Source organism: Thiomicrospira aerophila AL3 (genome assembly GCF_000227665.2).
Classification (GTDB): domain Bacteria; phylum Pseudomonadota; class Gammaproteobacteria; order Thiomicrospirales; family Thiomicrospiraceae; genus Thiomicrospira; species Thiomicrospira aerophila.
On sequence record NZ_CP007030.1, the window covers coordinates 154,424 to 175,782 of the forward strand.

Annotated in this window: 25 protein-coding genes; all 25 read left to right on the forward strand. The window is 43.1% G+C overall.

The genetic code is table 11. The features are described 5' to 3' along the window. The first annotated feature begins 29 nt into the window (after positions 1-29). On the forward strand, positions 30-4,088 hold the full coding sequence (gene rpoB / locus THIAE_RS00705) for a DNA-directed RNA polymerase subunit beta (protein WP_006459618.1): 4,059 nt from the start codon (positions 30-32) through the stop codon (positions 4,086-4,088). Further along, positions 4,089-8,327, forward strand: a complete 4,239-nt coding sequence (gene rpoC, locus THIAE_RS00710) for a DNA-directed RNA polymerase subunit beta' (RefSeq protein ID WP_006459617.1) — start codon at positions 4,089-4,091, stop codon at positions 8,325-8,327. Positions 8,328-8,456: 129 nt separating this feature from the next. Next, positions 8,457-8,834 (forward strand): 30S ribosomal protein S12, encoded by a 378-nt coding sequence (gene rpsL / locus THIAE_RS00715; protein WP_006459616.1) that lies wholly within the window; start codon positions 8,457-8,459, stop codon positions 8,832-8,834. A gap of 54 nt (positions 8,835-8,888) precedes the next feature. After that, entirely contained in the window at positions 8,889-9,362 is a 474-nt protein-coding gene (rpsG, locus tag THIAE_RS00720; protein WP_006459615.1) for a 30S ribosomal protein S7, read from the forward strand. A gap of 64 nt (positions 9,363-9,426) precedes the next feature. Continuing rightward, the gene (fusA, locus tag THIAE_RS00725; protein ID WP_006459614.1) at positions 9,427-11,529 is read left to right on the forward strand and encodes an elongation factor G; all 2,103 of its coding nucleotides are present in this window, start codon (positions 9,427-9,429) and stop codon (positions 11,527-11,529) included. 24 nt (positions 11,530-11,553) lie between these two features. After that, the gene (gene tuf / locus THIAE_RS00730; protein WP_006459613.1) at positions 11,554-12,744 is read left to right on the forward strand and encodes an elongation factor Tu; all 1,191 of its coding nucleotides are present in this window, start codon (positions 11,554-11,556) and stop codon (positions 12,742-12,744) included. Positions 12,745-12,849: 105 nt separating this feature from the next. After that, positions 12,850-13,161, forward strand: a complete 312-nt coding sequence (rpsJ, locus tag THIAE_RS00735) for a 30S ribosomal protein S10 (RefSeq protein WP_006459612.1) — start codon at positions 12,850-12,852, stop codon at positions 13,159-13,161. A gap of 56 nt (positions 13,162-13,217) precedes the next feature. Further along, positions 13,218-13,853 carry a 50S ribosomal protein L3 gene (gene rplC, locus THIAE_RS00740; RefSeq protein ID WP_006459611.1) on the forward strand — a complete coding sequence of 212 codons (636 nt, stop codon included), beginning with the start codon at positions 13,218-13,220 and terminating at the stop codon, positions 13,851-13,853. Positions 13,854-13,863: 10 nt separating this feature from the next. Then, complete coding sequence (rplD, locus tag THIAE_RS00745) at positions 13,864-14,484, forward strand: 50S ribosomal protein L4 (protein ID WP_006459610.1); 621 nt, start codon at positions 13,864-13,866, stop codon at positions 14,482-14,484. After that, positions 14,481-14,777: a 50S ribosomal protein L23 gene (rplW, locus tag THIAE_RS00750; RefSeq protein WP_006459609.1), complete on the forward strand. Its 297-nt coding sequence runs from the start codon at positions 14,481-14,483 to the stop codon at positions 14,775-14,777. Before rplD ends, rplW begins: the two co-directional genes overlap by 4 nt. Before the next feature lie 10 nt (positions 14,778-14,787). Then, positions 14,788-15,618, forward strand: coding sequence for a 50S ribosomal protein L2 (rplB, locus tag THIAE_RS00755; protein ID WP_006459608.1), 831 nt, complete (start codon positions 14,788-14,790; stop codon positions 15,616-15,618). An 11-nt stretch (positions 15,619-15,629) separates the two neighbouring features. Next, positions 15,630-15,905, forward strand: a complete 276-nt coding sequence (rpsS, locus tag THIAE_RS00760; protein ID WP_006459607.1) for a 30S ribosomal protein S19 — start codon at positions 15,630-15,632, stop codon at positions 15,903-15,905. Between the two features lie 10 nt (positions 15,906-15,915). Further along, positions 15,916-16,248, forward strand: a complete 333-nt coding sequence (gene rplV / locus THIAE_RS00765) for a 50S ribosomal protein L22 (protein ID WP_006459606.1) — start codon at positions 15,916-15,918, stop codon at positions 16,246-16,248. An 11-nt stretch (positions 16,249-16,259) separates the two neighbouring features. Continuing rightward, the gene (rpsC, locus tag THIAE_RS00770) at positions 16,260-16,949 is read left to right on the forward strand and encodes a 30S ribosomal protein S3 (protein WP_006459605.1); all 690 of its coding nucleotides are present in this window, start codon (positions 16,260-16,262) and stop codon (positions 16,947-16,949) included. A gap of 13 nt (positions 16,950-16,962) precedes the next feature. Further along, positions 16,963-17,376: a 50S ribosomal protein L16 gene (rplP, locus tag THIAE_RS00775; RefSeq protein WP_006459604.1), complete on the forward strand. Its 414-nt coding sequence runs from the start codon at positions 16,963-16,965 to the stop codon at positions 17,374-17,376. 1 nt (position 17,377) lies between these two features. Then, positions 17,378-17,569 (forward strand): 50S ribosomal protein L29, encoded by a 192-nt coding sequence (gene rpmC / locus THIAE_RS00780; protein WP_006459603.1) that lies wholly within the window; start codon positions 17,378-17,380, stop codon positions 17,567-17,569. Position 17,570: 1 nt separating this feature from the next. After that, positions 17,571-17,834 carry a 30S ribosomal protein S17 gene (rpsQ, locus tag THIAE_RS00785; protein ID WP_006459602.1) on the forward strand — a complete coding sequence of 88 codons (264 nt, stop codon included), beginning with the start codon at positions 17,571-17,573 and terminating at the stop codon, positions 17,832-17,834. Positions 17,835-17,953: 119 nt separating this feature from the next. Further along, complete coding sequence (gene rplN / locus THIAE_RS00790; protein ID WP_006459601.1) at positions 17,954-18,322, forward strand: 50S ribosomal protein L14; 369 nt, start codon at positions 17,954-17,956, stop codon at positions 18,320-18,322. Between the two features lie 10 nt (positions 18,323-18,332). Continuing rightward, complete coding sequence (gene rplX / locus THIAE_RS00795) at positions 18,333-18,647, forward strand: 50S ribosomal protein L24 (protein WP_006459600.1); 315 nt, start codon at positions 18,333-18,335, stop codon at positions 18,645-18,647. Positions 18,648-18,660: 13 nt separating this feature from the next. Beyond that, a complete protein-coding gene (gene rplE, locus THIAE_RS00800; RefSeq protein WP_006459599.1) occupies positions 18,661-19,200 on the forward strand; it encodes a 50S ribosomal protein L5 in 540 nt (179 codons plus the stop codon). Positions 19,201-19,211: 11 nt separating this feature from the next. Beyond that, the gene (gene rpsN, locus THIAE_RS00805) at positions 19,212-19,517 is read left to right on the forward strand and encodes a 30S ribosomal protein S14 (RefSeq protein ID WP_006459598.1); all 306 of its coding nucleotides are present in this window, start codon (positions 19,212-19,214) and stop codon (positions 19,515-19,517) included. Positions 19,518-19,527: 10 nt separating this feature from the next. Next, entirely contained in the window at positions 19,528-19,923 is a 396-nt protein-coding gene (rpsH, locus tag THIAE_RS00810) for a 30S ribosomal protein S8 (protein WP_006459597.1), read from the forward strand. Between the two features lie 12 nt (positions 19,924-19,935). Beyond that, the gene (gene rplF, locus THIAE_RS00815) at positions 19,936-20,469 is read left to right on the forward strand and encodes a 50S ribosomal protein L6 (protein WP_006459596.1); all 534 of its coding nucleotides are present in this window, start codon (positions 19,936-19,938) and stop codon (positions 20,467-20,469) included. 12 nt (positions 20,470-20,481) lie between these two features. Then, on the forward strand, positions 20,482-20,835 hold the full coding sequence (rplR, locus tag THIAE_RS00820) for a 50S ribosomal protein L18 (RefSeq protein WP_006459595.1): 354 nt from the start codon (positions 20,482-20,484) through the stop codon (positions 20,833-20,835). A gap of 14 nt (positions 20,836-20,849) precedes the next feature. Beyond that, positions 20,850-21,359: a 30S ribosomal protein S5 gene (gene rpsE / locus THIAE_RS00825; protein WP_006459594.1), complete on the forward strand. Its 510-nt coding sequence runs from the start codon at positions 20,850-20,852 to the stop codon at positions 21,357-21,359.

Consider the following 21,359-nt stretch of genomic DNA (forward strand, 5'->3'; position numbering starts at 1 on the left):
ATTTTATGACCCGATTGTCGAGGTATTCCATGTCATATTCGTTAACCGAAAAGAAACGTATCCGTAAAGACTTTGCTACCCAAGCATCTATGCTGGATGTTCCCTATCTATTGTCTTTACAAAAGAGCTCTTATCACGATTTTATCCAATTGGAAAAGAAGCCAAATGACCGTGCTGCGATGGGTCTGCATTCTGCTTTTAAATCGGTATTTCCTATTAAAGGTGTTGCCGGTACAGCAGATTTAGATTACGTCAGCTACCACTTAGGTCAGCCTGAGTTTGATGTTAAAGAGTGTAAGCAGCGTGGGGTAACCTATGCGGCGCCTTTACGGGTTAAAATGCGTTTAGTGATTTATGACAAGGATGCACCAGCTGGTAATCGTCCTGTTAAGGACATTAAAGAGCAGGAAGTCTATTTAGGCGATATGCCATTAATGACCGATAACGGGACATTTGTTATTAACGGTACTGAGCGTGTTATCGTTACCCAATTACATCGTTCACCTGGTGTAATTTTTGATAACGATAAGGGCAAATCGCATTCATCAGGTAAGATTTTATTTAATGCTCGTATTATTCCATACCGTGGCTCTTGGTTAGACTTTGAGTTTGACCATAATGACTGTCTATTTACACGTATTGACCGTCGTCGTAAATTACCAGTTTCTATTCTGTTACGTGCGATGGGTTATGACAATGAGCAAATTCTATCAGCATTTTTTGATACCACGCCTATTCGCATCACCAAAACCAAAATTGTGATGGGTATTATCCCAGAGCAGTTAAAAGGACAAGTAGCGGCATTTGACATTGTTGACAAGGGTGAAGTTATTGTCGCAGCGGGAAGTCGTATTAATGCACGTAGCATCAAGCAGTTTGAGCAGGCAGGCTTAAAAGAAATTGATGTCCCTGAAGCCTTTTTAGTAGGGAAGGTATTGGCGGAAAATTTAGTTGATAAGTCAACCGGTGAATTATTGGCACCAGCTAACACTGTGATTACGAGTGATTTAATTGCCAAGATGCATGAAATTGGCAAAATCCAGTTTGGGGTATTATTTATCGACGAACTCCTTCATGGTCCGTATATTTCAGACACACTGAATCTTGATAGTACAAGTACACAACTAGAAGCTCAGATTGAAATCTACCGAATGATGCGCCCTGGTGAGCCCCCAACGAAAGAATCTTCAGAAGCATTATTTAACAGTCTGTTCTTTGAAGAAGAACGTTATGATTTGTCATCAGTTGGACGGATGAAGCTAAATCGTCGTCTTGGGCGTGAAAATAATGATGGACGTCTGGTTCTTGAACCTGAGGATGTTGTTGATGTTATCCGTGAGTTGATTCGTATCCGCAATGGCGAAAGTACTGTTGATGATATCGATACTCTTGGTAACCGCCGTATCCGTGCTGTTGGTGAAATGGCTGAAAACGCATTCCGCGTTGGTTTAGTGCGTGTAGAGCGTGCGGTAAAAGAGCGTCTAAACAGTGCAGAAAGTGATGGTTTAATGCCACAGGATTTAATTAATGCTAAGCCTGTATCGGCGGCTATTAAGGAGTTCTTTGGCTCTAGCCAACTTTCGCAGTTTATGGATCAGGTTAACCCTTTGTCAGAGGTCACACATAAACGTCGTGTCTCGGCACTTGGCCCTGGTGGCTTAACGCGTGAGCGTGCAGGATTTGAGGTTCGTGACGTACACCCTACCCACTATGGTCGTGTGTGTCCGATTGAAACCCCTGAAGGTCCAAACATTGGTTTGATTAACTCTTTAGCTGTTTATGCTAAAACTAACGAATATGGTTTTTTAGAGACCCCTTACCGTCGCGTGGTAGATGGGCAGGTTACAGATGAAATCGTATATATTTCGGCAATTGATGAAGCGCAGTATGTTATCGCTCAGGCAAGTGCGCGACTAGATGATTCTGGTCGTTTTGTGGATGATCTAATCTCAGCTCGTCATCAGAACGAATTTACCCTGTCGATGTCAAAAGATATTAATCTGATGGATGTTTCGCCAAAACAAATCGTATCGGTTGCTGCAGCACTTATCCCATTCCTTGAGCACGACGATGCTAACCGTGCTTTGATGGGATCTAACATGCAGCGTCAGGCGGTTCCTACACTGCGTGCTGATAAGCCATTAGTAGGAACAGGTATTGAAAAAACTGTAGCGATTGATTCTGGTGTGACTGTTGTAGCAGAGCGTGGTGGTGAAGTGGTATCAGCAGACGCATCTCGAATTGTAGTGCGTGTTAATGCAGACGAAATTCGAGAAGGCGAAACAGGGGTTGATATTTACAATCTGATTAAGTATCAGCGTTCTAACCAAAATACCTGTATTAACCAAAAACCGATTGTAGCTGCTGGCAATATAGTTGCTCGTGGTGACGTATTGGCTGACGGTCCATCTACTGACTTAGGCGAACTGGCCCTTGGTCAGAACATGCGTGTTGCCTTTATGCCTTGGAATGGTTACAACTTCGAAGACTCGATTTTGGTTTCTGAGCGAGTAGTTCAAGAAGACCGCTTTACTACGATTCATATTGAAGAATTTACCTGTTTGGCACGAGATACCAAGCTAGGGCCTGAAGAAATTACGGCTGATATTCCAAACGTTGGTGAGTCGGCGCTTTCACGTTTAGATGAGAGCGGCATTGTCTACATTGGTGCTGAAGTAAAACAAGGCGATATTTTGGTAGGCAAGGTTACACCAAAAGGTGAAACGCAATTAACGCCAGAAGAAAAGTTGTTACGTGCTATTTTTGGTGAGAAAGCGTCTGACGTAAAAGATACTTCACTGCGTGTTTCAAAAGGCATTGAAGGAACTGTTATTGACGTTCAAGTCTTTACTCGCGAAGGAATGAAAAAAGACGCACGTGCTCAAGCCATTCATGAAGAAGAGCTAGATGCTGTGCGAAAAGATATTGATGAGCAATATCGTATTCTTGAGCAGGATAGCCTAGCACGCTTACGCACCATGTTGGCGGGTCAGTCAACCATGGATGGTAAGACACTAAGCGCTGAGCAGCTGGCTAGCATGGATAAAAAGGCACTGTTCCTGCTGAATTTGGCTGATGAGGATTTAATGCGCCAGTTAGAGGCACAAGAAGATCAGTTGAATACTAAGCGTAAAGACCTTAATGCGGCTTTTGAAGAAAAGCGCAAAAAATTGACCCAGGGTGATGATTTAGCACCGGGTGTGTCAAAAATGGTGAAGGTGTATGTTGCGATTAAACGCCGTATACAACCAGGTGACAAGATGGCTGGTCGTCATGGTAACAAGGGTGTAATATCGCGCATTTGTCCGGTTGAGGATATGCCCTTTGATGAAACGGGACGTCCGGTTGATATTTGCTTAAATCCGCTAGGCGTACCTTCACGTATGAACGTAGGTCAGATTCTTGAAACACATTTAGGTCTTGCTGCTGAAGGTCTAGGTCAGAAAATTGATGCGATGTTACGTCGTGAGGCTGATCTTGCTGAAGTGCGTGGTTTCCTGTCGAAAATTTACAATGAGACCCAAGGTCAGGGTGTTGATTTTGCCGCCTTTAATGACGATGAACTAATTGAGTTGGCACGTAACCTACGAAAAGGTGTGCCAATGGCAACGCCAGTGTTTGATGGTGCAGGAGAAGATCAAATTAAGGCATTGTTACGTTTAGCAGACTTACCAGAGTCAGGGCAAATGCGCTTATTTGACGGTCGTACGGGTGATGAGTTTGATCGCCCGGTCACGGTTGGTTATATGTATATGCTCAAGCTAAACCATTTGGTTGATGACAAGATGCATGCGCGCTCCACTGGTCCATACAGTTTGGTTACTCAGCAACCATTGGGTGGTAAAGCTCAGTTTGGTGGCCAGCGTTTTGGAGAGATGGAGGTATGGGCACTTGAAGCCTATGGTGCAGCATTCACGTTGCAGGAAATGTTAACGGTGAAGTCGGATGACCTGAATGGTCGTACGCGGATGTACAAAAACATTGTTGATGGCAATGAGTACATGGAACCGGGGATGCCTGAATCCTTTAGCGTATTGCGTAAAGAGATTCGTGCATTAGGTATTGATATTGAGTTGGAGCAAGACTAAATGAAAGATTTAATCGGTTTTCTAAAAAAACAAAACGTTTCCAGTGAATTTGATGCGATTAAAGTATCACTTGCTTCACCTGAAAAAATTCGTTCATGGTCATATGGAGAAGTTAAAAAGCCTGAGACTATCAACTATCGTACCTTTAAGCCTGAGCGAGATGGTTTATTCTGTGCCAAGATCTTTGGTCCAATCCGCGATTACGAGTGTTTGTGTGGTAAATATAAGCGCCTAAAGCATCGCGGCGTTATCTGCGAAAAATGTGGTGTTGAGGTTACACAGTCAAAGGTACGTCGCGAGCGTATGGGTCATATCGACCTGGCGACACCCGTTGCACATATTTGGTTTCTAAAGTCACTGCCAAGCCGTATTGGTCTAATGTTGGATATGACGCTAAAAGAAATTGAAGCGGTGTTGTATTTTGAAGCCTTTATGGTCGTTGATCCTGGATTAACACCACTTGAGCCATGGCAGTTATTGACTGAAGAAGAATACCTTGATGCCCTTGAAGAGCATGGCGATGAATTTGAAGCCATGATGGGTGCTGAGGCAATTAAGCGTATGCTACAGGCTATTGATTTGGTCGAAGAGGCTGCTCGTCTCCGTTCTGAGGTTGAAAGCACCAATTCTGAAACCAAGCAAAAGAAAGTGTCTAAACGCTTAAAGTTGATTGAGTCATTCCTGCAGTCTGGTAACAAGCCTGAGTGGATGGTGCTAGAAGTATTACCAGTTCTACCTCCAGAGCTTCGTCCGTTAGTTCCACTTGATGGTGGTCGTTTTGCTACATCTGACTTGAACGACCTTTACCGTCGTGTGATTAACCGTAACAACCGTTTAAAACGTTTGTTAGACCTAATGGCGCCAGACATTATTGTGCGTAACGAAAAACGGATGCTGCAAGAAGCTGTTGACTCTTTATTGGACAATGGTCGTCGTGGTCGTGCCGTTACGGGTACTAATAAGCGTCAATTGAAATCACTTGCTGACATGATCAAAGGTAAGCAGGGTCGTTTCCGTCAAAACCTACTAGGCAAGCGCGTTGACTACTCTGGCCGTTCGGTTATCGTTGTGGGTCCTACACTGCGTTTGCACCAATGTGGTTTACCAAAGAAAATGGCTCTAGAGTTATTTAAGCCTTTTATTTTCAGCAAGTTACAAAAACGTGGTTCTGCGCCAACGATTAAAGCGGCGAAAAAAATGGTTGAACAAAGTCTACCGGAAGTTTGGGATGTGCTCGATGAAGTAATCCGTGAACATCCTGTACTACTTAACCGTGCGCCGACGTTACATAGACTTGGTATTCAGGCATTTGAACCTGTGTTGATTGAAGGTAAAGCAATTAACCTTCATCCTCTGGTATGTTCTGCGTTTAACGCCGACTTTGACGGTGATCAGATGGCTGTCCATGTACCGTTATCACTAGAAGCTCAGTTAGAAGCACGTACTTTGATGATGTCGACTAATAACCTGCTATCACCAGCAAACGGTGACCCAATCATCGTGCCATCACAGGACGTTGTATTAGGCCTATATTATATCACGCGAGAAAAAATTAATGCTATTGGTGAAGGCAAGGCATTTGTAAACTGGCAGGAAGTGACTCGCGCATTAGAAGCGAAAGTTGTTCATTTACATACGCGTATTAAGCTGCGTGTGAATGAAACCTTAATTGAAGAGGGTGTTGAACGTTGTCAGACCCGTATTGTTGATACGACGGTTGGCCGTGCCTTATTAAGCAGAATTCTGCCCAAAGGCCTGTCATATGACCTTATTAACACTAACCTAACTAAGAAGAACATTAGTAAGGTTTTAAACACTTGTTATCGTGTGTTAGGTCCAAAAGAAACAGTTATCTTTGCTGACCAATTGATGTATGCCGGTTTTAAATGGTCAACTATGGCTGGATTGTCTTTCTGTTCCGATGACATGTTGATTCCTGATGAAAAGGCGCCTATTTTGGAGCGTGCAGAAGAACAGGTTAAAGAGATTCAAACTCAGTACGCGCAAGGCTTAGTAACAGAGGGTGAGCGTTATAACAAGGTGGTCGACATTTGGTCACATACCAACGAGCTTGTTACCAAGGCGATGATGGAAGAGTTGCAATATGACTTAACGATAGACGCCAAGGGTGAACAGGTTAAAGAAACATCGTTTAACTCAATTTATATGATGGCAGACTCGGGCGCGCGTGGATCGGTGGCTCAGATGCGTCAGTTGGGTGGTATGCGTGGATTGATGGCTAAACCAGATGGCTCGATTATTGAAACCCCGATTACCGCTAACTTCCGTGAAGGTCTAAACGTACTACAGTATTTTATTTCGACTCACGGTGCGCGTAAAGGCTTGGCCGATACAGCACTCAAAACGGCTAACTCGGGTTACCTAACACGTCGTCTAGTAGACGTTGCCCAGGACGTCGTGGTTACAGAGCATGACTGTGGTACGCATGCGGGTATTGAAATGACGGCCCACGTTGAGGGTGGTGATGTCATCGAATCATTGCGTGAGCGTATTTTAGGACGTGTTCTAAGTGACGCTGTCCTAGATGCTTCGGGTAATGTGTTGGTTGAAGAAGGTACGTTGCTTGATGAGAAACTGGTCGATCTGATCGATGCCAATGGTATTGATCGTGTCAAGGTTCGTTCACCAATCACCTGTGAAACTAAGTTTGGCGTTTGTCAAAAGTGCTATGGTCGTGATTTAGCACGTGGACATCTTGTGAATATGGGTGAAGCAGTTGGGGTCATGGCGGCACAGTCAATCGGTGAGCCTGGTACGCAGCTGACCATGCGTACATTCCATATTGGTGGTACCGCTTCTAAGTCGGCGGCTCAAAGCCAGGTGGAAGTGAAGTACGAAGGTAGTGTGAAATTCCACAATCTGAAGACAGTTCGTAACTCTGAAGATAAAGTCATGGTAACGACACGTTCAGGCGAAGTGACAATCCAGGATGCGGCGGGTCGAGAAAAAGAACGCTATAAAATTCCTTACGGTGCAACCTTGGTTGTGACAGAAGGTCAGCAACTAAGTTCTGGTGAGATTATTGCAACCTGGGATCCACATACTCACCCTGTTATTTCAGAGGTAGCGGGTTTAGTTGAGTATGGTAACTTTGACGGCACCGTTGAAGAAAAGCTTGATGAATTAACAGGCCTGGTAACCCGTGTGGTTAAAAGTGCCAAAGAGCGTTCTAATGCGATGAAGGATGCTCGGCCGTTTATTCGTCTTGTTGATGAAAAAGGCGAGAGTATTTGTTTCGCGGGCACGCAAACACCAGCGATCTATTATCTGCCTGAAAACGCAATTGTATTGGTTCAGGGTGGTGCTAAATTAACCTCTGGTGACGTATTAGCACGTATTCCACAAGAATCATCGAAAACAAAAGATATTACCGGTGGTCTTCCACGTGTGGCCGATCTTTTTGAAGCACGTCAGCCTAAAGAACCTGCAATTATGGCTGAGGTAAGTGGCGTAATCTCCTTTGGTAAAGAAACAAAAGGCAAGCAGCGCTTAATCATTACCCAGGATTCTGGTGAGCAGTATGAGACATTGATTCCGAAATGGCGAAGTGTCAACGTGTTCGAAGGTGAACGTGTCGAGCGTGGTGATATCATTGTAGAAGGTAGTCCAAATGCACATGATATTCTGCGCCTACTAGGTGTCGAACGTCTTGCTGAATATATTGTTGACGAAGTACAAGATGTATATCGTCTACAGGGTGTGCGGATTAACGATAAACACATTGAAGCGATCATTCGTCAAATGTTGCGTAAAGTAGAGATTCGCTCTGCTGGTGATACCGGTTTGATCAAGGGCGAGCAAGCTGAGTATGCTCGTGTACTAGAGTTGAACGAAAAAATGCGTGAAGAAGGTAAGGTAGAAGCGACCTATGAGCGTATTTTATTGGGTATTACTAAGTCTTCATTAGCAACAGAGTCGTTTATATCTGCGGCGTCTTTCCAAGAAACAACTCGTGTATTGACTGAGGCTGCAGTCAGTGGCAAGCGAGATACACTGGTAGGATTGAAAGAAAACGTTATTGTTGGTCGTCTGATCCCTGCGGGTACTGGATTTGCTTATCACCAAGCACGTCGCAAGGCGAGTGCTGAAGTTGATAGTGAATTAAGAGCCTTTATTCAGAGTGAAGTTTTTGCTGATGACGATATTGGTGAAGACATTCTTGAAGAAATGCCGGTCGTTGATGATCGGATAATGGAAGTTGAAGAGTCAGAGCAATAAGAAAATTCAATAACTTATTGCTTGACTTATGGTAACTGGATAACTAAAATTCTGAAACCTTGTTTGCGGGCTTTATTGCTCGTAAACATTTGGCTAAAGAGTTAAGTCTCAAATTTGGAGAAAGTTTTAATGGCTACAATTAACCAGTTGGTTCGTAAGCCGCGTAAAGACAAAATTAAAAAATCTGCCGTACCAGCTTTGGATGCATGTCCTCAGCGTCGCGGTGTTTGTACGCGTGTTTATACCACTACCCCTAAAAAGCCTAACTCTGCCTTGCGTAAGGTTGCGCGTGTTCGTTTAACTAATGGTTTTGAAGTGACTTCATACATTGGTGGTGAAGGTCATAACCTTCAGGAACACTCGGTAATCCTGATTCGTGGTGGGCGTGTTAAGGATTTGCCTGGTGTGCGTTATCATACAGTTCGTGGTGCACTTGACTGTGCAGGCGTTAATGAGCGTAAACAAGGTCGTTCTAAGTACGGTGCTAAGCGTCCAAAAGGTAAATAAGCCTTTTAACATACGCTAGCCAATTTTATTTCTTTAATACCGGAAGTGTGAAGAATGGCAAGAAGAAGAGAGATACCCAAACGTTTGGTTCTACCGGATCCAAAGTTTGGTGATGTTGTATTAACAAAATTTGTTAACATGATTATGGTCAGCGGCAAAAAAGCTGTGGCTGAAAAAATTGTATATGATGCATTGGACAAGGTAGTTGAGCGCCGTAAAGGTGGCGATCATGCTGCATTGTTACGTGATGCATTGGATAATGTTGGTCCATTGGTGGAAGTTAAGTCTCGCCGCGTAGGTGGTGCGACATATCAGGTGCCTGTTGAAGTGCGTCCAGAGCGTAAGATGGCGTTGTCTATGCGCTGGATAGTTGAAGCTGCACGTAAGCGTAATGAAAAAGGCATGATGTTGCGTCTTGCTGGTGAGCTTGCTGACGCGCTTGAAAACCGTGGTTCAGCAATCAAGAAAAAAGAAGATACCCATAGAATGGCTGAGGCCAACAAGGCTTTCTCTCATTTCCGTTGGTAATCCAATACAAGGGCCCTTGACGGGCCTTTATTCTTTCATAACATCAAAGTAAAAGGTTAGTAAAGTGGCACGTCAAACCCCTTTAGAGCGTTACCGAAATATTGGTATCATGGCTCACATTGACGCAGGTAAAACAACAACTACCGAGCGTATTCTTTTTTATACCGGTAAGTCGCACAAGATTGGTGAAGTTCATGATGGCGGTGCTACCATGGATTGGATGGCTCAAGAACAAGAGCGTGGAATCACAATCACGTCAGCTGCAACTACTTGTATGTGGTCGGGTATGGCAAAACAATTTCCTGAGCACCGTATCAACGTTATTGACACTCCCGGGCACGTTGACTTTACCATCGAAGTAGAGCGTTCATTGCGCGTGCTTGATGGTGCAGTAACTACATTTTGTTCAGTAGGGGGTGTTCAGCCACAGTCTGAAACAGTATGGCGTCAAGCCGATAAGTATGGCGTACCACGTATGGGTTACGTTAATAAAATGGACCGCGCGGGCGCTAACTTCTTACGTGTGGTTGAGCAGATTAAAACTCGTTTAGGTGCAACTCCCGTAGTTATGCAGTTGCCTATTGGTGCTGAAGACAATTTTAGTGGTGTTGTTGATCTTATCAAGATGAAAGCGATAATCTGGGATAAAGCGACGCAGGGTTTAAGCTTTGAGTATCAGGATATTCCGGCTGATATGGTTGCTGATTGCGAAGCATATCGTGAGCAAATGATTGAAGCCGCGGCTGAAGCGAATGAAGAGTTTATGGATGCTTATCTTGAGACAGGCGAGCTTTCTGAGGAACAGATTAAGCAAGGTATTCGCACGCGCTGTATTAATAATGAAGTTATTCCAATGTTCTGTGGTTCAAGTTTCAAAAACATGGGTGTACAGGCATTATTGGATGCGGTAGTTGAGTACTTCCCATCACCTGTTGATGTTCCAGCTATTGAAGGTGAGCTTGAAAATGGTGATAAAGCCAATCGTGAGTCATCAGACGACGCGCCTTTTGCTGCCCTAGCTTTTAAGATGATGACAGACCCTTATGTTGGAACCTTGACGTTTGTTCGTGTTTATTCGGGTGTGTTGAATTCAGGTGAAGCGGTTTATAATCCTGTAAAAGGCAAAAAAGAGCGCGCTGGTCGTTTAATTCAAATGCATGCTAATACCCGTGAAGAAATTAAAGAACTTCGTGCTGGTGATATTGGTTGTGTTGTTGGTCTTAAGGATGTAACAACGGGTGATACGATTTGTGATTTAAACAATATCATCACTCTTGAGCGTATGGAATTCCCAGAGCCGGTAATCTCAATTGCAGTTGAACCAAAAACCAAGGCCGACCAAGAGAAAATGGGTATTGCGTTACAGAAGCTTGCTTCAGAAGATCCATCATTCCGCGTGCGTACTGATGAAGAAACAGGTCAAACCATTATTTCAGGTATGGGTGAGCTTCATCTAGACATCATTGTTGATCGTATGAAACGTGAGTTTAACGTAGAAGCAAATGTGGGCGCACCACAGGTATCTTATCGTGAAACTATTCGTCAGTCTGTTGAAGCTGATGGTAAGTTTGTACGTCAGTCTGGTGGTCGTGGTCAATATGGTCATGTTGTGCTGCGTATTGAGCCACAAGAGCCTGGCACTGGATTCACCTTTGAAAATGCAATTGTTGGTGGTGTGGTGCCTCGTGAGTACATTCCTGCTATCGAAAAGGGTGCTAAAGAGCAGCTTGAGAATGGTGTAATCGCGGGTTATCCGGTAGTTGATGTTAAGGTTACTGTTTTTGATGGTTCTTACCATGATGTTGACTCAAACGAAATGGCATTTAAGATAGCAGCCTCAATGGGTGTTAAAAACGGTGTTGAGAAAGCACGCCCTGTTATTCTTGAACCTATCATGGCCGTTGAGGTTATTACGCCCGAAGAGTACATGGGTGATGTAATGGGTGACCTTAATCGTCGTCGCGGTATGATCCAGGGTATGGAAGATACGCCAACAGGTAAAGAGCTAAAGGCAGAAGTGCCATTATCTGAAATGTTTGGTTATGCTACTAACGTTCGTTCCTTATCTCAGGGTCGCGCAAGCTATACTATGACATTCGCGAAGTATGCAGAAGCGCCTGCTTCAATTCAGGAAGAAATTATCGCGAAAGCGAAAAAAGGTTCTTAATCATTTAATTTAGAGGGTTTTTAAATGGCAAAAGCAAAGTTTGAACGTACAAAGCCGCACGTAAACGTGGGAACGATTGGTCACGTTGACCATGGTAAGACTACCTTAACAGCGGCCTTAACGATTGTGCAGGGTAAGAAGTTTGGTGGTGATGTGAAAGCATACGACCAGATTGACAATGCACCAGAAGAAAAAGCGCGTGGTATCACGATTTCAACTGCTCACGTTGAGTATGAGTCTGAAGCACGTCACTATGCACACGTTGACTGCCCAGGGCACGCTGACTATGTAAAAAACATGATCACTGGTGCGGCGCAGATGGATGGTGCGATTCTTGTATGTTCGGCCGCTGATGGCCCCATGCCACAAACGCGTGAGCACATTCTATTATCACGTCAGGTAGGTGTACCTTACATCGTTGTGTTCTTAAACAAAGCGGACATGGTTGATGACGAAGAGTTACTAGAATTGGTTGAAATGGAAGTTCGTGAGTTGTTGTCTGACTATGACTTCCCAGGTGATGATACACCTGTAATCAAGGGTTCAGCATTAAAAGCGATTGAAGGTGATCAGTCTGAAATCGGTGAGCCTGCAATCGGTCGTTTGATCGAAGCGCTAGATACCTATATCCCAACACCAGAGCGTGCTACGGATAAGCCATTCCTGATGCCAGTAGAGGACGTGTTCTCAATTCAAGGTCGTGGTACGGTTGTAACCGGTCGTATTGAGACAGGTGTGGTTAAAGTGGGTGATACCATTGAGATCGTAGGTATTCGTGATACGGTTAGCACCACGGTAACAGGTGTGGAAATGTTCCGCAAGTTGCTAGATCAAGGTGAAGCGGGTGACAACGTAGGTGTGTTGTTACGTGGAACGAAGCGTGAAGACGTTGAGCGTGGTCAGGTGTTAAGCCATGTTGGTAAGATCAAGCCACATACTCAGTTTGAGTCTGAAGTGTATGTGTTGTCAAAAGAAGAGGGTGGTCGTCATACGCCTTTCTTCAATGGCTACCGCCCACAGTTCTACTTCCGTACAACTGACGTAACGGGTGCATGTGAGTTACCATCAGGTGTAGAAATGGTTATGCCAGGTGACAACATCCAGATGACAATCACCTTAATCAACCCAATCGCGATGGACGAAGGTCTACGTTTTGCGATTCGTGAAGGTGGTCGTACCGTTGGTGCGGGTGTTGTTTCTAAGATTTTGAAATAATCATTATTAGTTGATTATCTAGAAATTTAGGTTTATAATCCGCAACCTTATTAGCAGTAGGCATCGCCTGCTGCTTTTATTTTTTTTATAAAGCGAGAAGTGGTTATGGCAACTCAAAATATTCGTATTCGCTTAAAAGCCTTTGATCATCGTTTGATTGATCAGTCAGCTAAAGAGATTACAGAAACGGCAAAGCGTACTGGGGCACAAGTCAAGGGTCCTATTCCAATGCCAACACGCAAAGAACGTTTTACAGTGTTGGTTTCACCGCACGTAAACAAAGATGCGCGTGATCAATATGAGCTTCGCACTCATAAAAGAATGCTTGATATCGTTGATCCTACTGATAAAACAGTTGATGCACTCATGAAGCTAGATTTGGCTGCAGGTGTTGATGTTCAGTTGGAATTGCGTTAATAGCAATGGAAGCCATCAATCGTAATGGTGGATTGCAATAATAAGAGGTAATTTTAATGAGTATTGGTGTCGTTGGAAAGAAAATTGGTATGACACGTATCTTCAATGAAGAAGGTGTGTCGGTACCGGTTACAGTGGTTGAGGTTGCACCAAATCGTGTAACTCAGCTTAAGACGCTTGAGAATGATGGCTATTGTGCTGTACAGGTTACTGCGGGCGCTAAGCATGCAGGTCGTGTTAATAAGCCTGCGGCTGGCCATTTCGCTAAGGCCGGTGTTGATGCGGGTGAGGGTCTTTGGGAATTTAAGGTTTCTAGTGAAGATTTAGCTTCATTTGAGCTTGGATCTGAAATTTCAGTTGCGCAATTTGCAGATACACCTGTTGTGGATGTGATTGGTAAGACAAAAGGTAAGGGCTTTCAAGGTGGTGTTAAGCGCCATAACTTTAGAACACAAGATGCCACTCACGGTAACTCAGTTTCGCATCGTGTTTTAGGTTCAATTGGTCAAAACCAAACCCCTGGACGTGTTTTTAAAGGCAAGAAGATGGCTGGTCATTTAGGTGATGTGCGTCAAACTACCCTTAATTTAGACCTGGTAAAAGTAGATGTAGAAAATAATTTACTTTTAATCAAAGGTGCTGTTCCCGGAGCTAAAGGTGGAACAGTTATCGTGCGTAAAGCAATTAAGTAAGGTGGGCGCTATGGAATTAAAAATGATCGAATTAGCGACAGGTAACCAGAAGGGTTCAGTTGGGGTTTCGGATGCTGTTTTCGGTGTTGACTTCAATGAAACGCTGGTGCACCAGGTTGTTGTAGCCTATATGGCTGGTGCCCGTTCAGGGACAAAAAAGCAGAAAACACGTTCAGAAGTACGTGGTGGTGGAATTAAGCCATGGCGTCAAAAGGGTACCGGTCGTGCTCGTGCTGGTACAATTCGCAGCCCATTGTGGGTAGGTGGCGGACGTGCATTTCCAGGTCAAAATCGTGATTTTAGCCAAAAAGTAAACAAGAAGATGTACCGTGGTGCGATGAAATCCATCCTGTCTGAATTGAACAGAAATGGTCGTCTGATTGTAGTTGATGACTTTAAGGTTGAAGCCCCTAAAACACGTGAATTTAAAGCAAAATTAGCGCAGTTGGGTGTAACCGATGTATTAGTTGTTACAGAGGCGTTTGATGAGTATTTATACCTTTCATCACGTAACCTGTATCAGGCTGACGTCTGTGATGTTGCTTCTATTGATCCACTAAGTTTAGTTGGTTTCAAGAATGTGGTAGTGACTCAGGGTGCTATCAAGCAGTTAGAGGAGAAGTACGCATGAGTAAAGAGCGTCTATTAAAAGTTTTGCTAGCGCCACATGTGTCTGAAAAAAGCGCCTTAATGGCAGATAGCAAATCACAATACGTTTTTAAGGTGGCACCTGACGCGACTAAGGTCGAGGTTAAGCAAGCTGTTGAAAGTCTATTTAATGTTCAGGTAGAGTCAGTAAATGTTCTGAACCTTAAAGGCAAGCGCAAAATGTTTAAAGGTCGTCCAGGTACACGCAATGGTGTTCGTAAGGCCATTGTTAAGTTAACCGCCGGTCAAGAAATTGACTTTGTTGCGGGTGAATAAGGAGTAATTTATGGCGATTATTAAGAAATCAAAACCTACTTCTCCTGGGCGTCGTTTCGTAGTAAGTATCGTAGAGCCAGGTCTGCACAAAGGTGCACCTTATGCTCCGTTGCTTGAGAAGAAAAGCAAGAAGGGTGGTCGTAACAACAACGGTCGTATTACAGTTCGTCACAATGGTGGCGGTCATAAGCAACATTACCGTCTAGTTGATTTTAAGCGCAGTAAAGATGGAATTCCCGCCGTTGTAGAACGTCTGGAATATGATCCTAACCGCACGGCAAATATTGCACTCATCCGGTATGCAGATGGTGAGCGTGCTTATATTCTTGCTCCACGCAATCTAAAGGCTGGGGACACTGTTGAATCTGGTTCAGGTGTGAATATTAAAGTGGGTAATACGTTACCATTGCGTAATATTCCTGTAGGTACAGTTGTTCATGCACTTGAAATGCGTCCAGGCAAAGGTGCCCAAATAGCACGCAGTGCGGGTGCTTCAGTTCAAATTGCTGGTAAAGAAGGTGCTTATGTTCTTGTAAAGCTTCGTTCAGGTGAGATGCGTAAGATTCACATCGATTGTCGAGCCACTATTGGAGAAGTTGGCAATACCGAGCACAATCTTCGCAAATTAGGTAAGGCCGGTGCTAAGAGATGGCGTGGAGTTCGTCCTACTGTACGTGGTGTTGCTATGAACCCGGTTGACCATCCGCATGGTGGTGGTGAAGGTCGTACCTCTGGTGGCCGTCATCCTGTTACTCCTTGGGGTGTTCCAACTAAGGGCAAGAAGACTCGTAGCAATAAGCGTACTGATAATATGATAGTACGTCGTCGTAATAGTAAATAAGGAAGGACATAATGCCACGTTCAGTTAAAAAAGGACCTTTTGTAGATCATCACTTGGCAAAAAAAGTGATTGAGGCGCAAGAATCTGGTAATAAACGTCCAATTAAAACCTGGTCAAGACGTTCAATGATTTTACCGGATATGATTGGATTAACCATTGCCGTACATAATGGCAAAGAGCATATACCTGTTTTTGTATCTGAAAACATGGTTGGCCATAAATTAGGTGAGTTTTCTATGACTCGCACTTACCGTGGTCATGCTGCTGATAAGAAAGCTAAGCGATAGGAGATTGAAGATGCAAGTTAGTGCAACACATAAATTCGCTCGTATTTCTCCACAAAAAGCCCGCTTAGTTGCTGATCTTATTCGTGGTAAAAGAGTTGAGTCTGCTGTAAATATTCTTACTTTCAGTGACAAGAAAGCTGCTGATTTAATGAAGAAGGTATTGAGTTCTGCAATAGCAAATGCAGAAAACAATAATGGTGCCGATGTTGATGAGCTGCATGTAACAGCAGTATTTGTGGATGAAGGTCCACAAATGAAGCGTATGAGAGCTCGCGCTAAAGGTCGTGGTAACCGTATCGTTAAGCGCATGAGTCATATCACTGTTACAGTAGGCGAAAAATAAGGAGAGCCATTATGGGTCAAAAAGTACATCCAGTTGGTATCCGTCTTGGCATTACAAAGGATTGGAATGCGCGTTGGTATGCGGATAGCAAAAATTATTCAGACTTTCTTGTAAGCGACATTGAAATTCGCAATGAGCTTAATGAGAAGTTAAAAAATGCATCAGTAAGTAAGATCCACATTGAGCGTGTTGCAAATGGTATTCGTGTGACAATCCATTCTGCACGCCCAGGTATTGTTATTGGTAAAAAAGGTGAAGATATTGAAAAGCTAAAGGCTGATCTTGTTAAGAAAACGGGTCTTCCAGTTAACATCAATATTGAAGAAGTTAAAAAGCCTGAGTTGGATGCTAAGTTGGTTGCTGAAAGTATTGCCCAGCAATTAGAAAAGCGTATTCAATTCCGTCGTGCGATGAAGCGTGCAGTTGGTAATGCAATGCGTCTTGGAGCTCAGGGTATTAAGGTTGCTGTAGCTGGTCGTTTGAATGGTGCAGAAATTGCACGTACTGAATGGTATAGAGAAGGTCGTGTGCCTTTACATACATTCCGTGCAGATATTGATTATTCAACGTTTGAAGCAGATACAACCTATGGCAAATTAGGTGTTAAGGTTTGGATTTTCCACGGTGAAAAACTTGGCAAAATGTCTTTAGCTGCTAATGACAATCAAAAACAACCTAAAGCCAAGAAAGGCCGTAAATAAAAGGATTTAGACCATGTTAATGCCTAAGCGTACTAAATTTAGAAAAGTTCAAAAAGGACGTAACCGTGGTTTGGCTCTAGCTGGAAGCAAGGTTAGTTTTGGTGAGTTCGGCTTAAAAGCGGTTGAGCGTGGTCGCTTAACTTCTCGTCAAATTGAATCAGCTCGTAGAGCCATGACGCGCCACATCAAGCGTGGTGGTAAGATTTGGATTCGTGTGTTTCCTGACAAGCCTATTACAAGTAAACCTCTTGAGGTTCGTATGGGTAAAGGTAAAGGAAGTGTTGAATACTGGGTTGCCCAAATCCAGCCGGGTCGTGTCCTTTATGAAGTTCAGGGTGTCAATGAAAGTTTAGCGCGTGAAGCGTTTAGCTTGGCTGCTGCCAAGCTGCCTTTCAAAACACAGTTTGTAATTAGAACGGTGATGTAAGATGACTAGTAAAGAACTTAGAGAAAAAAGTGCTGAAGATTTAAATACTGAATTGCATGCATTGTTAAAAGAGCAATTTAATTTAAGAATGCAGCAAGCAACTGGACAATTGGCCAGTACTGCGCAGTTAAAATCTGTTAGACGTTCTATTGCTCGTGTAAAAACCATCATTCGTGAAAAAGTGAGTGTATAATATGAGCACTGAAAATTTAAAAGCAAGAACTCGTGCTGGTGTTGTTGTAAGTAATGCAATGGATAGTTCAATTGTTGTCCTAACTGAGCGTTATGTTAAGCATGCTAAGTACAAGAAATATGTAAAAAAATCTACCAAGATTATGGCGCATGATGCTGATAATCAGTGTCAGGTTGGAGATAAAGTGACCATTCAAGAATGTCGCCCAATTTCTAAGCGTAAGTCATGGACTCTTGTAGAAATTAACGAAAAAGCTAAAATCTAAACAATTAGTTTTTGTTTTTTCACCGCTGATGTAACTAAGCCGAAAGGAACTGGTTACGCAGCGGTTTTTGTGTTAACATTATTTATTTGGCTGATTTATAGCAATTTTGGAGTGCCGCTATGATTCAAATGCAAACAGTATTAGAAGTTGCAGACAACAGTGGTGCAAAGCGCGTGCAATGTATCAAAGTGTTGGGTGGTTCGAAGCGCCGCTATGCGAGCGTTGGAGATGTAATTAAGGTTTCTATTAAAGAAGCTGCACCGCGTGGGAAGGTTAAAAAAGGCGATGTTTACAACGCTGTCGTTGTGAGAACTGCTAAAGGTGTTCGTCGTCAGGATGGTTCATTGATCCGTTTCGATGATAATGCAGCCGTTATTCTTAATAACAAGCAAGAGCCAATTGGAACACGTATTTTTGGACCGGTAACACGTGAATTGCGTACAGAGAAGTTTATGAAAATTGTTTCTTTGGCGCCAGAAGTGTTGTAAGGGGAAGAGAATGAATCGTTTAAAAAAAGGTGATGAAGTTATTGTCATCACGGGCAAAGATAAGGGTAAGAGAGGAACGGTTTCATCTTTCGTTTCTAGTGATAAGGTTTTAGTTGATGGTATTAATCTTGTTAAGAAGCATACTAAAGCGAACCCAATGACCGGTTCTCAGGGTGGTATTGTTACTAAGGAAATGCCTGTGCATATTTCTAATGTTGCTTTATTAAACCCGGAGACTCAAAAGGCTGACAGAATTGGTTTTCGCATCGAAAATGATGTGAAGATTAGATATTTCAAGTCAACAAATAAAGCGGTTGACGCTTAATTGGATTGGTGAAATGGCAAGATTAAAACAAGTTTACAAAGAGCAAATTGTTCCTAAATTGGTTGAACAGTTTGGTTATAAGTCAGTAATGCAGGCACCAAAAATTACTAAAATAACCCTGAATATGGGTGTTGGTGCGGCATTAGCTGATAAGAAAGTTTTAGATAACGCTTTAGCAGATATGGAAGCAATTACTGGTCAGAAGCCAGTTAAAACCTTGGCTCGTAAATCAGTTGCGGCATTTAAGGTTCGTCAGGGCTGGCCTATCGGTTGTAAAGTTACTCTTCGTGGCGAAAGAATGTATGAGTTTTTAGATCGTTTGATCAATATCTCTCTGCCACGTGTCCGTGACTTCCGTGGTGTTAATGGTAAGTCTTTTGATGGACGCGGTAACTATACAATGGGTGTGAAAGAGCAGATTATCTTTCCAGAAATTGAGTTTGAGAAGGTTGATATGATGCGCGGTATGGACATTAATATTGCGACAACTGCACAGACTGACGCTGAAGCTAAAGCTTTGCTAGAAGCTTTTAATTTCCCATTTAAGAAATAAAAGGAATTGAAATGGCAAAGACTTCAATGAAAATGCGCGAAGTTAAACGTGCAAAGACTGTTGCAAAATATGCTGAAAAACGTGCTGAGTTAAAAACTAAATCAGTTGACATGTCACTTTCATACGAAGAGCGTATGGAAGCAATGGATAAGTTAGCTCGCCTGCCACGTAATGCATCACCTGTAAGGCAGCAACGTCGCTGTAAACTAACAGGTAGACCGCATGGTGTTTACAAGAAGTTTGGTTTATCACGTAACATGCTTCGTTTATATGCAATGCAGGGCGACGTACCTGGTTTAAGAAAAGCTAGCTGGTAGGATTTTAATTATGAGTATGTCAGATCCAATTGCTGATATGTTAACGCGTATCAGAAACGGCCAAATGGCAGGACACAAAAATGTCACTATGCCGTCTTCGAAATTAAAGGCTTCAGTTGCTAAGTTGTTAGCAGATGAGGGCTATATTGAAAAATTTGATATTAAAGATTTAGATGGTAAGCAAACACTTTCTCTTGATCTTAAATATTTTCAGGGTCAACCTGTTATTGAACTGCTAAAACGTGTGAGCCGTCCAGGTTTGCGCGTATATAAAAACAAAGATGAATTGCCAAAAGTAATTGGTGGTCTTGGAGTAGCAGTTGTTTCAACCTCAAAAGGCATTATGTCTGATCGTCAAGCTCGTGAGGCGGGTGTTGGTGGTGAGATTATTTGCTTTGTGGCTTAAGGAGAGAAGTTCATGTCTAGAGTAGCAAAAGCTTCTATTACCCTACCAGCTGGTGTTGAAATAAAGATAGAAGATAAAATAGTTTCTGTTAAAGGTGCCAAGGGTACTGTTACAGGTCCACTTAATAAGTCAGTAAGTATTAGCAATGATGGTGGTGTTTTAAGCTTCTCGCCAAAAGGTAATGCTGTTGATGGATGGGCGCAGGCTGGTACTGCGCGTTCACTTGTTAATAATATGATTGTCGGCGTTACTCAAGGTTTTGAGAAACGTTTGCAGTTGGTTGGTGTTGGTTACCGTGCCCAGGTTCAGGGTAATGTTGTAAACCTTACGCTCGGTTTTTCACATCCTGTTGCGCATCAACTTCCTGAAGGCATTACAGCTGAAACACCAAGTCAAACAGAAATTATTGTCCGCGGTGCTGATAAGCAGGTTGTTGGGCAGGTTGCTGCGCAAATTCGTGGTTACAGACCACCAGAGCCTTATAAAGGTAAGGGTGTTAAGTATGCTGATGAGCGTATTTTGCGTAAAGAAGCTAAGAAGAAATAAGGTTGGTTAATCATGGATAGTAAACAAGCAAGACTTCGTCGTGCAAAAAAGACACGTGCAAAGATTAGTGAATTGAATATGCCACGTTTGTGCGTAAATCGTACTCCACGTCATATTTATGTTCAGTTGATTGCTGCTGATGGTGCCACTGTTATAGCTTCTAGCTCAACTGTTCAAGCAGAAGTAAAGAGTGGAGTTAAATATTCCGGTAATAAAGCCGCTGCAGAGGTTGTTGGTAAGGCAATTGCTGAAAAAGCCAAAGCAGCAGGCGTGACCAAAGTAGCCTTTGATCGTTCCGGTTTTAAATACCACGGTCGTGTGCAAGTCCTAGCTGACGCTGCACGTGCTAATGGTCTAGAGTTTTAAGATAAGGGTTGATTATGTCTTCACAAGAATTGCAAGATGGTCAAGACGGCTTAATCGAAAAATTAGTTTCAGTTCGTCGTGTAGCTAAAGTGGTTAAGGGTGGTCGCGTGTTTTCTTTTTCAGCGCTTACAGTTGTAGGTGATGGCGAGGGTCGCATTGGTTTCGGAAGTGGTAAGGCAAGTGAAGTGCCTGTTGCAATTAAAAAAGCAATGGACCAGGCACGTCGTAACATGCGTAATGTTCATCTTAACAATGGAACGCTTGAATACCCAATTAGTTTTGAACAAGGTGCAGCTAAAATTGTTATGCTTCCAGCATCTGAAGGTACAGGTGTTATTGCAGGCGGAAGTATGCGTTCTGTACTTGAAGCTGCGGGTGTTAAAAACGTACTTGCTAAATGTATCGGTACAACGCGTCCGGTAAACGTTGTAAGAGCAACAGTTAATGCACTTACGTCAATGCATTCACCTGATTATATCGCTGCGAAGCGTGGTAAGTCTGTTAATGAGATTGTAGGTGGATAA

Coding starts and splice junctions, on each gene's coding strand:
- rpoB (WP_006459618.1), top strand. CDS start 30: ATGTCATATTCGTTAACCGAAAAGAAACGTATCCGTAAAGACTTTGCT.
- rpoC (WP_006459617.1), top strand. CDS start 4,089: ATGAAAGATTTAATCGGTTTTCTAAAAAAACAAAACGTTTCCAGTGAA.
- rpsL (WP_006459616.1), top strand. CDS start 8,457: ATGGCTACAATTAACCAGTTGGTTCGTAAGCCGCGTAAAGACAAAATT.
- rpsG (WP_006459615.1), top strand. CDS start 8,889: ATGGCAAGAAGAAGAGAGATACCCAAACGTTTGGTTCTACCGGATCCA.
- tuf (WP_006459613.1), top strand. CDS start 11,554: ATGGCAAAAGCAAAGTTTGAACGTACAAAGCCGCACGTAAACGTGGGA.
- rpsJ (WP_006459612.1), top strand. CDS start 12,850: ATGGCAACTCAAAATATTCGTATTCGCTTAAAAGCCTTTGATCATCGT.
- rplC (WP_006459611.1), top strand. CDS start 13,218: ATGAGTATTGGTGTCGTTGGAAAGAAAATTGGTATGACACGTATCTTC.
- rplD (WP_006459610.1), top strand. CDS start 13,864: ATGGAATTAAAAATGATCGAATTAGCGACAGGTAACCAGAAGGGTTCA.
- rplW (WP_006459609.1), top strand. CDS start 14,481: ATGAGTAAAGAGCGTCTATTAAAAGTTTTGCTAGCGCCACATGTGTCT.
- rplB (WP_006459608.1), top strand. CDS start 14,788: ATGGCGATTATTAAGAAATCAAAACCTACTTCTCCTGGGCGTCGTTTC.
- rpsS (WP_006459607.1), top strand. CDS start 15,630: ATGCCACGTTCAGTTAAAAAAGGACCTTTTGTAGATCATCACTTGGCA.
- rplV (WP_006459606.1), top strand. CDS start 15,916: ATGCAAGTTAGTGCAACACATAAATTCGCTCGTATTTCTCCACAAAAA.
- rpsC (WP_006459605.1), top strand. CDS start 16,260: ATGGGTCAAAAAGTACATCCAGTTGGTATCCGTCTTGGCATTACAAAG.
- rplP (WP_006459604.1), top strand. CDS start 16,963: ATGTTAATGCCTAAGCGTACTAAATTTAGAAAAGTTCAAAAAGGACGT.
- rpmC (WP_006459603.1), top strand. CDS start 17,378: ATGACTAGTAAAGAACTTAGAGAAAAAAGTGCTGAAGATTTAAATACT.
- rpsQ (WP_006459602.1), top strand. CDS start 17,571: ATGAGCACTGAAAATTTAAAAGCAAGAACTCGTGCTGGTGTTGTTGTA.
- rplN (WP_006459601.1), top strand. CDS start 17,954: ATGATTCAAATGCAAACAGTATTAGAAGTTGCAGACAACAGTGGTGCA.
- rplX (WP_006459600.1), top strand. CDS start 18,333: ATGAATCGTTTAAAAAAAGGTGATGAAGTTATTGTCATCACGGGCAAA.
- rplE (WP_006459599.1), top strand. CDS start 18,661: ATGGCAAGATTAAAACAAGTTTACAAAGAGCAAATTGTTCCTAAATTG.
- rpsN (WP_006459598.1), top strand. CDS start 19,212: ATGGCAAAGACTTCAATGAAAATGCGCGAAGTTAAACGTGCAAAGACT.
- rpsH (WP_006459597.1), top strand. CDS start 19,528: ATGAGTATGTCAGATCCAATTGCTGATATGTTAACGCGTATCAGAAAC.
- rplF (WP_006459596.1), top strand. CDS start 19,936: ATGTCTAGAGTAGCAAAAGCTTCTATTACCCTACCAGCTGGTGTTGAA.
- rplR (WP_006459595.1), top strand. CDS start 20,482: ATGGATAGTAAACAAGCAAGACTTCGTCGTGCAAAAAAGACACGTGCA.
- rpsE (WP_006459594.1), top strand. CDS start 20,850: ATGTCTTCACAAGAATTGCAAGATGGTCAAGACGGCTTAATCGAAAAA.